Here is a 14264-nt window from a genome sequence, read left to right on the forward strand (position 1 = left end):
CCATCTACCCGTAAGGAGGAAACATGAGTCACCCCGGAACACTGCTCAGGATCGGGCTGATTGGCACCCTTGTTGTGGCACTGTGCTGTTTCACCCCGGTACTGGTTATTTTATTCGGTGCCCTTGGTCTGGCTTCACTCATTGGCTATCTGGACTACGTGCTGTTGCCTGCCCTGATATTTTTTATCGGGCTCACGGCCTTTGCACTATGGCGTCAGAAGAAGCAGCAGGCAAGCTGCAACCCCCCATCCGGTAAGGAATCATGATGAACCATAAGCAGTCACCCCATATTGTTGTTATTGGCAGCGGCGGTGCAGCCATGGCCGCATCCCTGAAGGCAGTGGAACGTGGTGCCAGGGTAACCATCATTGAGCGTGGTACCCTGGGTGGCACCTGCGTTAATACTGGATGCGTGCCTTCTAAAATCCTGATCCGTGCTGCTGACATTGCCCATCTACGCCGGAACAGCCCCTTCGATTGTGGAGTGAGCAAGCAATCCGTTGAAATCAATCGTGCCAGACTGGTGGAGCAGCAACAGGCGCTGGTGGAAGGGCTGCGGCATGCCAAGTACGGAAGCATTATCAGTGACAACCCGCACATCACCCTGGTTGGGGGAGAGGCACGGTTTGTCGACTCCCGAACAGTGGCTGTTCGTCAACCAGGCGGCACGGAACAGCATATTCGGTTCGACCGGGCTTTTATCTGTACCGGGGCACGTCCTGCGAGGCCAGCCATTCCCGGACTTGCGGAAACCCCTTATCTGACCTCCACTACCGCCCTGCTGTTGGATCAGGTGCCCCCACGATTGGCAGTTATCGGTGCTTCGGTAGTAGCAGTGGAGCTGGCGCAGGCCTTCGCCCGGCTTGGCAGCCAAGTCACCGTTCTGGCTCGCAGCCGTCTGCTATCCGGTGAAGACCCGGCCATCGGCGATGCCCTGGAGGCCGCCTTCTACAGAGAGGGCATGGATGTGCTCAGGCAAACCCAGGCAAGCCGGGTGGCATACTCGGGCGGTGAATTTATCTTGCAGACCCCTGCCGGAGAATGTCGTGCCGAACAGCTGCTGGTGGCCACGGGGCGAGTCCCGAATACCGAGGCGCTTGGTTTGGAAATGATTGGTGTAAGGACGAACAAAGGAGCCATTGAGGTGAGCGAGCGGATGGAAACGTCGGTGCCCGGTATCTATGCAGGGGGCGATTGTACCGATCAGCCCCGGTATGTCTATGTGGCCGCGGCGGCGGGTAGCCGAGCGGCGATCAACATGACCGGTGGCGATGTAAAACTGGATCTGAGCGCCATGCCGACAGTGGTCTTCACCGCTCCACAGGTTGCCACCGTCGGCTTGAGCGAAGCACAGGCAAAAGCGCGGGGACTGTCGGTGGATACCCGTACCCTGACACTGGATAACGTGCCACGGGCACAGGTGAACTTCGATGTTCACGGCTTCATCAAAATGGTAGCGGAGAAAGACACTGGCCGTCTGCTCGGCGTTCAGGCGGTGGCTGCCGAGGCAGGGGAGCTTATCCAGGCAGCGGTATTTGCCCTACGCAGCCGGATGACAGTGCAGCAGATCGGGGATGAGTTGTTTCCGTATCTGACCATGGTGGAGGGCCTGAAGCTCTGTGCCCAAGCCTTCACGAAGGATATCAAACAGCTGTCCTGTTGTGCTGCCTGAAAAAGCATGAGGGTGCCATCACGGGGATCATGCTGCTGTGAGTGACGGGCTCATTTGGTATGAAGCCAGAGGGGCGGCGGGTTGTTGATGTATTCGATGTCGGCCCGGCATCTGGATAGCGAGCATGTCAGATACCCGTCCTCAGCAAGTTGGCAAGCTATGTTGCAATGAAGGACCACTTGGCAAGAATTGATAAAAAACTATTTTAAATCAATAGGGTAGTCTGGCTTGGTGAGTGATTAATGATGTATTGGTCTGATCGCATTGAGCCAACCCAGGCTGACAAAACCGATGCGGGGGACAGACATACTCACGTGGCGTAACTCACTTCAAGGGGACAAATAAAAAGAGGGCGCATTCTACACCCAAACGGGTTGTACAAAAAAAAGGCATCAACAAAAACACCCCGGTGAGCCGGGGTGTTTTTAGCTAACGAGAACTTATTTGGCGAAGTTTTCTGCCACGAAGTCCCAGTTTACCAGTGCCCAGAAGGCTTTGACATAATCGGGGCGCACGTTGCGGTAGTCGATGTAGTAGGCGTGTTCCCACACATCACAGGTCAGCAGCGGAGCGGCGCCTTCGGTCAGCGGGCAGCCGGCGTTGGAGGTGTTGGCGATGGCGACGGAACCATCGGCCTTCTTCACCAGCCAGGTCCAGCCGGAACCGAAGTTGGTCACGCAGGACTTGGTGAATTCTTCTTTAAAGGCATCGAAAGAGCCGAAAGCGGCCTTGATGGCATCGGCCAGGGCACCAGTGGGCTCGCCGCCGCCGTTGGGAGACAGGCAGTTCCAGTAGAAGGTGTGGTTCCATACCTGGGCGGCGTTGTTGAAGATGCCACCGCTGGAGGTCTTGATGATGTCCTCCAGGGACTTGCCTTCGAACTCGGTGCCGGGAACCAGGTTATTCAGATTGACCACATAGGTGTTGTGGTGTTTGCCGTAGTGATATTCTAGAGTTTCCTGGGAGATATGGGGTTCCAGGGCGTTTTTCGCATAAGGCAGAGCGGGAAGTTCAAATGCCATTTTTATTTTCTCCATTTTAGTATGCCAACCGGGGTCGGCTCGAGACATTGCTGACTTTCTTTTCTTGCGGAAGGTAAAACATCCGTGCTTTCAGAATAGCGGCACATTGCTGAAAGGATTGTAACAGCTTGCCAGACGGCTAAACAACAACAGCTTTTGTAGGGAATAGCCGGGCCGCGCTGACCCGCAATTAATTGCCAAGCAGATACCAATTTATAATGACCAAGGCTTGTGACCGACCGGAGATCCAGTAGAATAGATTTTTTAACAACAAGCCGTCCGAGGTAGTCATGGACACCATTGAAAAAATCAAGACTCAGATCAGCGAAAACCCGATCCTGTTATATATGAAAGGTTCTCCCAAGTTTCCCAGCTGCGGTTTTTCCGCCCAGGCCTCCCAGGCGCTGATGAACTGCGGTGAGCCCTTTGCCTATGTAGACATCCTGCAGAACCCGGATATCCGTGCCGAGCTGCCCAAATACGCCAACTGGCCAACCTTCCCCCAACTGTGGGTTGACGGTGAGCTGATCGGTGGTTGTGACATCATCCTGGAAATGTTCCAGCAGGGTGAGCTGAAGGCCCTGATCGACGAAACGGCCGCGAAATACCCGAAAAAAGACGAAGCTTAACCGCCCGTCTCCAGATCCGGTCGGTCGACTCCCGAGTTGGCCGACCCGCGCCCGTCCTGGTGGTCTGAATCCCCGGCACTAGCTGCTGCTTTCCCGTGTCTCATCTGTTTTCCTGTGATAAGTTCGCGTCCTGCACTCAAGGTCATAGATACCATGGCTGTACGCTATGAGCCCTATGAAGCCGATACGGGCGCCGTGCTGCCCGCAGCAACACACAGGAACCAATAATGGATGCAGATGTACTGATTGTCGGCGCCGGCTCGGTCGGTATGGCCACCGGCTTCTATCTGGCCCGTAAGGGGGCTCGGGTTATCCTGCTGGATGAAGCCGAAGCGCCCCACAGCCTGGGCTCTCATCACGGCAGCACCCGGCTGATCCGCTATGCCTACGGCGAGGGAGCCGCCTATATCCCCCTGCTGCTGCGGGCCCGTGTCTTGTGGCAAGAGCTGGAACAACTCGCCGGTAAGCGGTTGTTCGAACCCTGTGGTGTGGTCAACCTGGGCACGAGCGGCAGTCCATTTCTGGCCCAGGTGGTGCGCAGCGCCTCCGAGTACCAACTGACGCTGGAGCAATTGGATGCAACACAGACCATGGCCCGCTGGCCTGCCTGGCAATTGTCCCCGGATATCCGCGGCGGTTTCGAGCCTGACGCCGGGGTACTGTACTGTGAGCGGGCCCTGTCGGCCTGGCGGCGACTGGGCCAGGCGCGGGGCGCCGTATTGCTGGGTGGACAGCAGGTCACCGAACTGAAGGCGGTCGGCGGCCAGATCACCGCCGGCACCGCATCCGGCTTGCAACTGAAGGCGACCAGAGTGCTGGTCAGTGCCGGCCACAGGGTGGCACCGCTGCTGGCCGGGCTCGGACTGCCACTGCCGTTGCAGCGGGTACGCAAAACCTTTGCCTGGTATCATGCCGATGAGTCGGTGCATGATCCGGCTGCGTTGTCCGGTTTTTCCGCCGATCTTCCCGGCGGCATCTTTTACGGTTTCCCCACCCTGGAAGGCGCAGGACTCAAGGTAGGGCGTCATGATGGTGGTCAGCCTTTGGAGCCGGAACAACCTTTGCTGCCTTTTGGCGCCTATGACGAAGACCAGGAAGAGCTCAATGGCTTTGTCCGCCGCTACCTGCCCGGGGCAGGGGAGATGATAGCGGGGAAGGCCTGTCATTATGTGCGCACACCCGACGAGCACTTTATCCTGGACCGGCACCCCGAACATCAGCAGTTGTTTATCGCCAGCGCCTGTTCCGGCCACGGTTTCAAGTTTGCCAGTGTGCTGGGGGAACTGTTTGCCAGCTGGATGCTGGACGGTGAAACGGGCTTCGATCTGTCGCCCTTCAGCCTCGACCGGTTCCGTTTTATAGGGTGATCAAAAAAGGGGCATTGCGCCCCTTGCTGTTTGATTGTATCGCTCCGAATCCCTAATCCCCAGGTATCATACCGCCGGGATCTGCTGGGTGATGCAGTGAATGTTGCCGCCGCCGAGCAGGATTTCCCGCGCCGGTACGCCGACCACATCCAGCTCGGGGAAGATGGTTTCCAGCAGCTGACGGGCCTGATCGTCTGTGCCTTCATCCAGCAGCGGGAACAGTAGCCGCCGGTTGCTGATCAGGAAGTTCACATAGGAGGCGGCCAGCCGCTCGCCGGCGACCCGTGGCACGCCGGCGCCGGCTTCCACCCCGGCGGCTTCCTGTTCGGTAATATAGAGGGGGCCGGGTTGGGGCATCTTCCATATTTTCAGCTTGCGGCCCCTGGCATCTACCGCCTGGCTGAGCACCTCAAAGGCCGCTCGGGAACGGGCATACTGGGGGTCATTCTCGTCATTGGTCCAGTGCAGTATGACCTCACCCGGTCGCGCGAAGCAGGCCATGTTGTCGATATGGCCATCGGTCTCGTCCATGTAAACGCCTTCCGGCAGCCAGATAAACTGGCTGACGCCGAGGTAGTCCCTGAGCTGTTGCTCAATCTCGGCGCGGGTGAAATCCGGGTTGCGATTGGGGTTGAGCAGGCACTCGGCGGTGGTCAGCAGGGTGCCTTCGCCATCCACATGAATGGAGCCGCCTTCCAGCACCAGGGGGGACTCGATCACCGGCAACTGCTGGTGCGCCAGCATGGCCCGGGCCATGGCCTGATCCTTGTCCCAGGGATAATAGAGACCACCCTGATGGCCGCCCCAGGCATTGAAGCGCCAGTCGATACCAGCGACCATCCCCTTGTCGTTGATGACCACGGTCGGGCCGGTATCCCGGGCCCAGGCGTCGTCGCTATTGATCTCAACCAGCTGTACCCGGGCGGGCATCACCGCCCTGGCCTTGTCCATCTCGCTGGTCGGGACCGCCATGTAGACCGGGGTGGCGGCGGAGATGGCCTCGGCCAGGCGGGCAAAGGTGGCCTGGGCCGGCCGGCCCTGTTCCCGCCAGTTGTCCGGGCGGTGGGGCCAGATCATCCATACTGCCTGTTGTGGCGCCCATTCGGCGGGCATGTAAAAACCGACCTGTGCCGGCAACCCCTGAAACTGTGCAGCCATTAGCGGGCCCCCGGGTTTTTGCCGTCGGAGGTGAGCAGGGTGTGATACATGGCCGGCCGGCGATCCCGGAACAAGCCCCAGCTGATACGGGTCTTGGCGATCTCTTCCAGATCGAAGCTGTGTACCAGAACGCCCTCGGAGTGCTTGTCGGCCTGGGCGACCAGTTCGCCGAACTGATCGGCGATAAAGGAAGAGCCGTAGAAGGTCATCTCCAGGTCGTCGAGATATTTGCTGCGTTCGGTGCCGATGCGGTTGGAGGCGATCACCGGTACCAGGTTGGCGGCGGCGTGGCCTTGCTGGGTGCGGGTCCAGTGCGGTTGGCTGTCGATCTCGGGGTAGGCCGGCTCCGAGCCGATAGCGGTGGGGAAGAAGATCAGTTCGGCACCCATCAGTGCCAGGCTGCGGGCGGTTTCCGGGAACCACTGATCCCAGCAGATGGCCACGCCAATCTTGGCATAGCGGGTCTGCCACACCTTGAAGCCGGTGTCGCCCGGGGTGAAGAACTGCTTTTCCTGATAGGCGGGGCCGTTGGGGATATGGGTCTTGCGATAGACATCCAGCAGAGAGCCGTCGGCGTCGATCACCACCAGGGAGTTGTAGTAAGCATTGCCGGCCTTTTCGAAGAAGCTGAGCGGCAACACCACCGCCAGCTCCTTGGCCAGGGCCTGAAAATGGCGGATCAGCGGGCTGTTGTCGAGCTCATGGGCCAGGGCGAAGTGCTCCGGGCTCTGATCGATGCAGAAATAGGGAGTCTCAAACAACTCCTGGATCAGCACTATCTGGGCACCCTGGGCTGCGGCCTGGCGCACCAGCTTGTCGGCGCGCAGTACATTGCCTTCCTTGTCCCAGCTGCAGGCCATCTGGGTAGCGGCGACGGTTACCTTGCTCATGTCAATACTCCTCAACAAACGGGTTGATATACAGGTTAGACTCAGTCTGGACGCTGGTAATTCATTCAGCAAATGAATAGTATTAATTTAATTATTCATATGGTGAATAATCAATGAAGCTGCACCAACTCGATCTGAATCTGTTACTGGCCTTTGACGCGCTGATGAAACAGCGTAATGTTACCCGCGCGGCTGAGCAGCTGTTTATTAGCCAGCCGGCCATGAGTCATGCCCTGAATCGGTTACGCCAATTTTTTGCCGATCCCCTGCTGGTACGCAGCCAGGCTGGCATGGTGCCAACGGCTCGGGCCCTGGAGCTGCATCTGGCGGTGCACCAGGCCCTGGCGCTGCTGGAGCAGCAACTGAGCCGGCCGGCGCAGTTCGATCCCGCCACTTCCCGCCGGCGGTTTGTGTTGAGCACTACCGACTATGTGGAATGCGTGCTGATCCCGCCCCTTATCCGCCGTTTGAAGCAGATCGCGCCCCTGGTGGGCATAGAGATCCATATACTGCGCGACAAATTGCCGGAAGAAGGGCTGGCCAACGGCGAGGTGGATCTGGTGCTGGGCTTCGATGAATATATGAAACTGCCCGGCGGATTGCAGAAAGAAACCTGGCTGACCGAGCCGCTGGCGGGCCTGGTCAGCCAGGATCATAAGGTGGTCGGCACACGCGTGTCGCTGGAGGAACTGACGACCCTGCCCCATGTATTCCACTCGCCACTGGGTACCCGGGAGTCGATCGTCGATACCTGGCTGGCGCAACTGGGACTCAGGCGAATTATTTCGGTCAACAGCCAGAGTTATATGTCGGCGGCCGCCATCGTCAGTCAGACCGACCATCTGCTGGTGCTGCCGCAAAAAGTGGCCGAACTGCTGGCCGGGGCCTGGCCCCTGAAGCGGGTGGCCCTGCCCGAAGACCTGCCCGACTATCACCTCAACTGTGTCTGGCATCCGCTCCATGATCGGCAGCCGGCGCTGCAATGGCTAAGGCAGCTGATCCGCGAGCTGATTTGAATTCCTGAAAAGGGAATCGCTGCGGGGTCGCCGCGCCTACAACAAAGCCGAAGCTCGGCAAGTACCTTTGTGGGAGGCGCGACCCTGCGGCGAGTTGGCCGTCAGGCCATCAAAATGCAGCAAACCCGAGATTCGGCAGAAGCCTTTGTGGGAGGCCTGTCCCCGGGGCGATATAGCTCAGGCAATTAACTATCCTGCGGATAGTATCGCGCCGGGGTCGACGCTCCCACAAAGGTCGACGTTCCCACAGGGGGGAGAGGACAGAGCCTCTTGAATTACAGGCTGACCGCAGCCAGCCAGCCGAAGGCGATCAGCGGCAGATTGTAGTGTACAAAGGTGGGCACCACCGAATCCCAGATATGGTCATGCTGGCCATCGGCGTTCAGGCCCGAGGTCGGGCCCAGGGTCGAGTCCGAGGCCGGCGAGCCGGCGTCACCCAGGGCACCGGCGGTGCCGATGATGGCGACCGTGGCCAGGGGGGAAAAGCCCAGCGCGATGCACAGGGGCACATAGATGGGGGCGATAATCGGAATGGTGGAAAAGGATGAGCCGATGCCCATGGTGATCAGCAATCCCACCATCAGCATCACCAATGCGGCCAGAGACTTGTTATCCCCGATCAGCGATTCTACCGCTTGCACCAGGGTACCTATGCCATCGGTGGCCTTGACCACAGCGGCGAAACCGGCGGCGGCAATCATGATAAAGCCGATCAGTGACATCATCTTCACTCCCTGGGTAAAGGCGTCCTGGCTTTCCTGATATTTAATGACTCCCCCCAGGGTAAAGATGATAAAGCCCGCCATGGCCCCCAATATAATGGAGTCGCTGTACAGCTGCAGACCCAGGGCGGTAAGGATGGCCAGCACGGCGATCATGATATGGGCATAGTTGATGGTGACGTGTTCGGGTTCGATTGCCAGTATCTTGCCTTCGTCATAGTGACGCGGCTTGCGGTAGCTGATAAACACCGCCACCAGCAACCCCAGAAACATGCCGCCGACAGGGATGGCCATGGCCATCGGCAACATGGATTTATCCGCTTGTACCCCGTTTTCCAGCAGATTGGCCAGCAGGATATTGTTGAGGAAGATGCCGCCGAAGCCCACCGGCAGCAGCATATAGGTGGCGGTCAGACCGAAGGTCAGCACGCAGGCCAGGGCCCGGCGATCCAGACGTAGTTTGGCGATCACATGTAGCAGGGGTGGGATCAGGATGGGAATAAAGGCGATATGCACCGGGATCAGGTTTTGAGAGGAGACGGCGACCAGCAGTAGGGTACTCATCAGCAGGGCCTTGATCCACAGCAGCCGGCCGGCGTCGGGGTCCTGGCCCAGTGCCTTGATCACCTTCTGGGCCAGCAGGTCCGTGATGCCCGAGCGGGCAATGGCGACTGCGAAGGCGCCGAGCATGGCATAGCTGAGGGCGATAGTGGCACCGCCACCGAGACCGCCGGCAAAGGTATTGACCGCCTCGGTCAGGGACATGCCGGATACCATGCCTCCAGCCAGGGCACTGAGAGAGAGGGCGACCACGACATTGATGCGCAGCAGGCTCAATGCCAGCATCAGGCCGACGGCGACAACGACAGGATTCATTTACTTATCCTTTTTTGATTGGCGAAAGGGGACAAGGGGCGCTAGTTTGCAAAATAATACCCGTATGTCGAGTATTATTTTTCTTATAGCAACCGACGCCTGTATGCTTCCTCGCCATTCGATGCAAAGAACCGCTTCGGCCCCCTTGGGTTTGGTGTGGGCCGCCCATATACTGTTTATGCACACCATCCGGTTTAATAAAAACCACCCATAGATAATCAAGGAGATACACATGAGCGTATTGGTAGGCCGTCAGGCTCCTGACTTTACCGCTGCCGCTGTACTGGGTAATGGCGAAATCGTTGAAAACTTCAACCTGAAAGAATTCACCAAGGGCAAAGCCGCCGTGGTGTTCTTCTATCCGCTGGATTTCACCTTTGTGTGCCCGTCTGAGCTGATCGCCTTCGATCACCGCTTTGAAGAATTCCAGAAGCGTGGCGTAGAAGTTATCGGTGTGTCTATCGACTCCCAGTTCAGCCACAACGCCTGGCGTAACACCGCCGTGGAGAACGGCGGTATCGGTCAGGTGAAATACCCGCTGGTTGCCGACGTCAAGCACGAAATCTGCCAGGCCTATGATGTTGAGCATCCGGAAGCCGGTGTCGCCTTCCGTGGTTCTTTCCTGATCGACAAGAACGGCGTGGTTCGTCACCAGGTCGTCAACGATCTGCCGCTGGGCCGCAACATCGATGAAATGCTGCGTATGGTTGATGCCCTGGAATTCCACGAGACCAACGGCGAAGTGTGCCCGGCTCAGTGGGAAAAAGGCAAGAAAGGCATGCAGGCCTCTACCGAAGGTGTGGCCAAGTACCTGTCCGAGAATGCCAGCGAGCTGTAATAGTCGCAGGTATGATTGAAAATGCCGGCGCAAGCCGGCATTTTTGTATCTGCTGAATGTGGCTCAAGCCGTAGTGGGTTCCTTCAGCAGCCTCAGCATGGTTTGCGCATGCTCGGCGGCCTCCCGTCCCAGCTCGGTCAGGTAGCCGCCATCGTGCAGAGTGATCAGCCCCTTCTGGTGCAACCGCTCGGCGGCGCCGATTTGGGCGGCGGCGGCGGTGTGGTGCACCTTGATACCCTGCTGAGTGGTATCCAGGTCAAAATGCAGTAACAGATTCAGTTCATCGAGTAACGCCTGGTTATAACCCATATGTCTTCCTTAACCCGCAGGTTCACTTAAGCCCAGCACTGACGTTAACGCCTTCTCCCGTGCGGAGCTGGGCGCTGGCTCACAATAACGGAGTTACACGGGTCGCATCTCGGCTTGCATCACCAGCCGGCTTTACCCATTATGGCGCATTTACCGCTAATACAAGGACTGCAAGCCATGGCCAGCATCAATATCCGGGACGCCCATTTCGCCATCACCGACCGACGCCGGCTGAAGATCCCCGAACTTGCCTTACTGAAGGGCCAGTGCTGGGCCTTTGTCGGCGCCAACGGCAGCGGTAAGACGGCCCTGGCCCAGGTGTTGGCGGGAGAACTGACGTGCATTACCGGTATCATGGAAAATCGCTTCCGGCGGGTGGAGTGGGTGTCGTTTGAACAGCAGCAACGACTGGCGGAGCGGGAGCGGGACGAAGATCAGAGCGATTACCTCGATTATGAGGATCAGGGCCATACCGCCCGGGATATCATGCTGGAGGGGGCCAGTAACCCCCAAGCCTTGACCGGGCTGGCCGCGGATTTCGGTTTGTCCGGCTTGCTGTCACGGGGGTTCAAATACCTGTCTACCGGCGAAACCCGCAAGGTGCTGCTGTGCCGGGCCCTGTTGCGGCAGCCGGAGCTGTTGGTGCTGGACGAGCCGTTCGATGGTCTGGATGTGGATGCCCATGCGGCCCTGAGCCGGTTGCTGGGTGAACTGGTTGCCCAGGGCCAAAGTCTGGTGCTGATCCTCAATCGTTTCGAAGAAATTCCCCCCTGCGCCGACCGGCTCGGTATTCTGGCCGATTGTGAGCTGGTGGTCAGTGGCGAGCGGACCCAGGTGGAGCAGGCTGGACTGATGGCACAGCTGATGCACCTTGAAGCCCGGGAGCAGGCGGCCCAGGCCCTGCCGGCGCCCGATCCGGACGCGCAGCGACGCCAGCTGGACGGGGTGACGCCGCGGGTTGTGATGCGCGATATCCGCATCCGCTATGGCGACAAGCTGATCCTGGATGGCCTGAACTGGCAGGTGAACCCGGGGGAGCACTGGCAGATAGTCGGCCCCAACGGCGCCGGCAAGTCGACCCTGCTCAGCCTGGTCAGCGGCGATCACCCTCAGGGATACAGTAATGACTTGACCTTATTCGGCCATCGCAGGGGCAGCGGCGAGAGCATTTGGGACATCAAGCAGCATATCGGCTATGTCAGTGCCAGTATGCAGCTGGAATACCGGGTAACCGCTACCCCCCGCTCGGTGATCCTGTCCGGTTTCTTTGACTCCGTCGGTGTCTATCAGCAGCCCGGCGATCGCCAGTTGGCCCTGGCCCGGGAGTGGCTGGCGCTGCTGGGGCTGAGTGAGCAGGCAGAGGTGCCGTTCCGCAGCCTGTCCTATGGCCAGCAGCGACTGCTGTTGATCGCCCGGGCCATGGTCAAGCACCCGCCGGTATTGATCCTGGACGAGCCACTACAGGGTCTGGATACCCTCAACAGGCACTGGGTCAAACGCTGGATAGACCTGCTGGTGGCCGAGGGACAGACCCAGTTGCTGTTTGTCTCACACCATCAGCAGGATGCCCCGGACTGCATCAGCCACCGGCTCAGCTTTGTGCCCCGGGATGACGGCTTTGTCTACCAAACAACATCGCTAAAAGGGGCTTGACCTCAATCGAGGGGAGGGGGACTATGATAGTCCCCTTGTCTGTCGGGACATTAACCGATGCTCAATATGGACTTTTCGCAGACACTGTCACTCCCCTATGATACGCAGCGCTGGCAGGCGTCTCCCGCCGCCGGCGTCTGGCGTTATCCCCTGGAACGGGAACAGGCCGAGAGCGGCCATGTAACCAGTTTGGTACGCTTTGAACCGGGGGCGCAGTTCCCTACCCATGATCATCCCCAGGGAGAAGAATTCTGGGTGCTGGAGGGGGTGTTTTCCGACGAAAACGGAAACTATCCTGCCGGCAGTTATGTGCGTCACCCACCCCTAAGCCATCACAGCGCCTTCAGTCGTGACGGCTGCCTGATCTTCGTCAAGCTCAACCAGTTTGCCGCGGACGATACCCACTCCCTGGTGACGACAGCGCCGGACGACGGTCAATGGGTTAACGGCGAGCATGGTTATTTGCGGCTGCCACTGCATCGGCATGGCGGTGAAGTCACCAGCGTGCTGAGTTTTCCGGACGGCGGCCGTTTCCCGCCCTGTTGCTATCGGCATGGATTGGAAATACTGGTACTGGGCGGTGAGTTGAGAGCGGGGCAGGACGGGTTCAACGGCCTGAGCTGGCTGCGCTTCCCGCCGGGAACTGTGCCTGAACTCGTGGCGGGGCCGGGCACCCGGCTGTGGGTCCGCACCGGGCATCTGACGGTAAGCATCGGTGGGATAGTGCGTACCAGCCGGCGGTGATGGTCGGACCCCCCAGCCACGTTAGTGCCTTGTTTAACGGGCCGGGGGGGGATTATTTGACCGGGAAATCGCCGTCGTCCGGCGGCAGGGGCCAGCCCCCCAAGGCCTTCCAGCGGTTGACGATACTACAGAACAGCTCGGCGGTTTTGCTGGTGTCATAGAGGGCGCTGTGGGCTTCCTTGTTGTCGAAGTCGAGCCCCGCCGTCTTGCAGGCCTTGGCCAGCACAGTCTGGCCCAGGGCGAGCCCGGCCAGGGTGGCGGTGTCGAAGGTGGCAAAGGGATGGAAGGGGTTACGCTTGATCTCGGCGCGCTCGGCGGCGGCCATCACAAAACCGTGATCGAAAGCGGCATTGTGGGCGACCACGATGGCCCGCTGACATCCGGCGGCCTTGAGCCCCTTGCGCACTCCCTTGAATATCTGGGTCAGTGCCTCTGCTTCGGTCACCGCACCGCGCAGGGCGCTGAACGGGTCTATGCCGGTAAAGGCGAGGGCGGCCGGCTCCAGATTGGCGCCTTCAAACGGCGAGACATGAAAGTGAAAGGTCTGATCCGGGAGCAACCAGCCTTCCTGATCCATTTTCAGGGTGACGGCGGCGATCTCCAGCAAGGCATCGGTCTGAGCGTTAAAGCCGCCGGTTTCCACATCGATCACCACGGGATAGTATCCCCGGAAGCGTTCATTAAGCCGTGTGTGTGCTGTTATCTCAGCCATAGTACCCTGATGTCTGCCTGAATCGGTCGGCTATTATGCCAGAGCTGGTGCAAAAGGTCGCCCCGCAAAGATGCCGGGCGCCGGGGCCGATGGCATGATTGGCGTATTATTGGTCAAACAGTCGTAGATCCGAAAAAAGTCGTTGCGCAGCCCCCGGGACTTTTCTACTATACGCCCCGCTCGCCGAGGACGGATACGGACCGGCAGCAAACGGTGCAGGTAACACCGTATCAAATACCAAAAAATTTGGTGAGGTGTCCGAGTGGCTGCCAAGAGGCGAAGCCGGGGTGTAAGTCACGCAGCATGCTGCGTCAGCCCGAGGACAGTAATCCAAATGTAGTAAGCGGGTGAAAGTGACACCCGTTATCAAAAAACACGGAAAATTTGGTGAGGTGTCCGAGTGGCTGCCCGAGAGGCGAAGCCGGGGTATAAGTTACGCAGCGTGCTGCGTCAGCCCGAGGACGGCAATCCAAATGCAGTAAGCGGGTGAAAGTGACACCCGTTATCAAAAAACACGGAAAAATTTGGTGAGGTGTCCGAGTGGCTGAAGGAGCACGCCTGGAAAGTGTGTATACGGCAACGTATCGAGGGTTCGAATCCCTCCTTCACCGCCAGATTTAGAAAAACCCGCTGAGCAATCGGCGGGTTTTTTCGTG

The 14264-nt window shown here is 58.9% G+C and carries 14 protein-coding genes and 1 tRNA gene; 9 read left to right on the plus strand and 6 right to left on the minus strand.

Going from position 1 to position 14264, the window contains the following annotated elements; translation table 11 throughout:
- Window positions 1-23: 23 nt before the first annotated feature.
- Window positions 24-266, plus strand: a complete 243-nt coding sequence (gene merF / locus DCS96_RS03340) for a mercury resistance system transport protein MerF (RefSeq protein ID WP_116472929.1) — start codon at window positions 24-26, stop codon at window positions 264-266.
- Window positions 266-1672 carry a mercury(II) reductase gene (gene merA / locus DCS96_RS03345; protein WP_116472930.1) on the plus strand — a complete coding sequence of 469 codons (1407 nt, stop codon included), beginning with the start codon at window positions 266-268 and terminating at the stop codon, window positions 1670-1672. Before merF ends, merA begins: the two co-directional genes overlap by 1 nt.
- Before the next feature lie 440 nt (window positions 1673-2112).
- Here merA and sodB read toward each other — a convergent pair whose 3' ends face one another.
- On the minus strand, window positions 2113-2694 hold the full coding sequence (gene sodB / locus DCS96_RS03350) for a superoxide dismutase [Fe] (RefSeq protein ID WP_116472931.1): 582 nt from the start codon (window positions 2692-2694) through the stop codon (window positions 2113-2115).
- 290 nt (window positions 2695-2984) lie between these two features.
- On the opposite strand from sodB, the gene DCS96_RS03355 reads away from it, so the two are divergent.
- Window positions 2985-3323 (plus strand): Grx4 family monothiol glutaredoxin, encoded by a 339-nt coding sequence (locus DCS96_RS03355; protein ID WP_116472932.1) that lies wholly within the window; start codon window positions 2985-2987, stop codon window positions 3321-3323.
- A 227-nt stretch (window positions 3324-3550) separates the two neighbouring features.
- Window positions 3551-4690: an N-methyl-L-tryptophan oxidase gene (solA, locus tag DCS96_RS03360; RefSeq protein ID WP_116472933.1), complete on the plus strand. Its 1140-nt coding sequence runs from the start codon at window positions 3551-3553 to the stop codon at window positions 4688-4690.
- Between the two features lie 66 nt (window positions 4691-4756).
- On the opposite strand, the gene aguA is transcribed toward solA, so the two are convergent.
- The gene (gene aguA, locus DCS96_RS03365; RefSeq protein ID WP_116472934.1) at window positions 4757-5848 is read right to left on the minus strand and encodes an agmatine deiminase; all 1092 of its coding nucleotides are present in this window, start codon (window positions 5846-5848) and stop codon (window positions 4757-4759) included.
- Entirely contained in the window at window positions 5848-6738 is an 891-nt protein-coding gene (gene aguB / locus DCS96_RS03370; RefSeq protein WP_116472935.1) for an N-carbamoylputrescine amidase, read from the minus strand. Before aguB ends, aguA begins: the two co-directional genes overlap by 1 nt.
- Before the next feature lie 113 nt (window positions 6739-6851).
- Here aguB and DCS96_RS03375 point away from each other — a divergent pair, with 113 nt between their 5' ends.
- Window positions 6852-7754, plus strand: coding sequence for a LysR family transcriptional regulator (locus DCS96_RS03375; protein WP_116472936.1), 903 nt, complete (start codon window positions 6852-6854; stop codon window positions 7752-7754).
- Between the two features lie 275 nt (window positions 7755-8029).
- Here DCS96_RS03375 and DCS96_RS03380 read toward each other — a convergent pair whose 3' ends face one another.
- The gene (locus DCS96_RS03380) at window positions 8030-9352 is read right to left on the minus strand and encodes a Na+/H+ antiporter family protein (protein WP_116472937.1); all 1323 of its coding nucleotides are present in this window, start codon (window positions 9350-9352) and stop codon (window positions 8030-8032) included.
- 232 nt (window positions 9353-9584) lie between these two features.
- Here DCS96_RS03380 and DCS96_RS03390 point away from each other — a divergent pair, with 232 nt between their 5' ends.
- Window positions 9585-10190, plus strand: coding sequence for a peroxiredoxin C (locus DCS96_RS03390; RefSeq protein ID WP_116472939.1), 606 nt, complete (start codon window positions 9585-9587; stop codon window positions 10188-10190).
- A gap of 63 nt (window positions 10191-10253) precedes the next feature.
- On the opposite strand, the gene DCS96_RS03395 is transcribed toward DCS96_RS03390, so the two are convergent.
- On the minus strand, window positions 10254-10499 hold the full coding sequence (locus tag DCS96_RS03395) for a TIGR02647 family protein (RefSeq protein WP_116472940.1): 246 nt from the start codon (window positions 10497-10499) through the stop codon (window positions 10254-10256).
- Window positions 10500-10676: 177 nt separating this feature from the next.
- Here DCS96_RS03395 and modF point away from each other — a divergent pair, with 177 nt between their 5' ends.
- Window positions 10677-12152 carry a molybdate ABC transporter ATP-binding protein ModF gene (gene modF, locus DCS96_RS03400; RefSeq protein WP_116472941.1) on the plus strand — a complete coding sequence of 492 codons (1476 nt, stop codon included), beginning with the start codon at window positions 10677-10679 and terminating at the stop codon, window positions 12150-12152.
- Window positions 12153-12209: 57 nt separating this feature from the next.
- Window positions 12210-12896: a cupin domain-containing protein gene (locus tag DCS96_RS03405; RefSeq protein WP_116472942.1), complete on the plus strand. Its 687-nt coding sequence runs from the start codon at window positions 12210-12212 to the stop codon at window positions 12894-12896.
- Window positions 12897-12948: 52 nt separating this feature from the next.
- Here DCS96_RS03405 and rnt read toward each other — a convergent pair whose 3' ends face one another.
- A complete protein-coding gene (gene rnt / locus DCS96_RS03410) occupies window positions 12949-13608 on the minus strand; it encodes a ribonuclease T (RefSeq protein WP_116472943.1) in 660 nt (219 codons plus the stop codon).
- A gap of 526 nt (window positions 13609-14134) precedes the next feature.
- Here rnt and DCS96_RS03415 point away from each other — a divergent pair.
- Window positions 14135-14222: transfer RNA gene (locus DCS96_RS03415), tRNA-Ser, on the plus strand.
- Window positions 14223-14264 lie beyond the last annotated feature (42 nt).

Origin of the sequence: Zobellella maritima, from assembly GCF_003075035.1 — a bacterium.
Lineage (GTDB): Bacteria > Pseudomonadota > Gammaproteobacteria > Enterobacterales > Aeromonadaceae > Oceanimonas > Oceanimonas maritima.

Coding starts and splice junctions, on each gene's coding strand:
- DCS96_RS03355 (WP_116472932.1), top strand. CDS start 2,985: ATGGACACCATTGAAAAAATCAAGACTCAGATCAGCGAAAACCCGATC.
- rnt (WP_116472943.1), bottom strand. CDS start 13,608: ATGGCTGAGATAACAGCACACACACGGCTTAATGAACGCTTCCGGGGA.
- merF (WP_116472929.1), top strand. CDS start 24: ATGAGTCACCCCGGAACACTGCTCAGGATCGGGCTGATTGGCACCCTT.
- DCS96_RS03395 (WP_116472940.1), bottom strand. CDS start 10,499: ATGGGTTATAACCAGGCGTTACTCGATGAACTGAATCTGTTACTGCAT.
- merA (WP_116472930.1), top strand. CDS start 266: ATGAACCATAAGCAGTCACCCCATATTGTTGTTATTGGCAGCGGCGGT.
- aguB (WP_116472935.1), bottom strand. CDS start 6,738: ATGAGCAAGGTAACCGTCGCCGCTACCCAGATGGCCTGCAGCTGGGAC.
- DCS96_RS03390 (WP_116472939.1), top strand. CDS start 9,585: ATGAGCGTATTGGTAGGCCGTCAGGCTCCTGACTTTACCGCTGCCGCT.
- DCS96_RS03375 (WP_116472936.1), top strand. CDS start 6,852: ATGAAGCTGCACCAACTCGATCTGAATCTGTTACTGGCCTTTGACGCG.
- sodB (WP_116472931.1), bottom strand. CDS start 2,694: ATGGCATTTGAACTTCCCGCTCTGCCTTATGCGAAAAACGCCCTGGAA.
- DCS96_RS03380 (WP_116472937.1), bottom strand. CDS start 9,352: ATGAATCCTGTCGTTGTCGCCGTCGGCCTGATGCTGGCATTGAGCCTG.
- solA (WP_116472933.1), top strand. CDS start 3,551: ATGGATGCAGATGTACTGATTGTCGGCGCCGGCTCGGTCGGTATGGCC.
- modF (WP_116472941.1), top strand. CDS start 10,677: ATGGCCAGCATCAATATCCGGGACGCCCATTTCGCCATCACCGACCGA.
- aguA (WP_116472934.1), bottom strand. CDS start 5,848: ATGGCTGCACAGTTTCAGGGGTTGCCGGCACAGGTCGGTTTTTACATG.
- DCS96_RS03405 (WP_116472942.1), top strand. CDS start 12,210: ATGCTCAATATGGACTTTTCGCAGACACTGTCACTCCCCTATGATACG.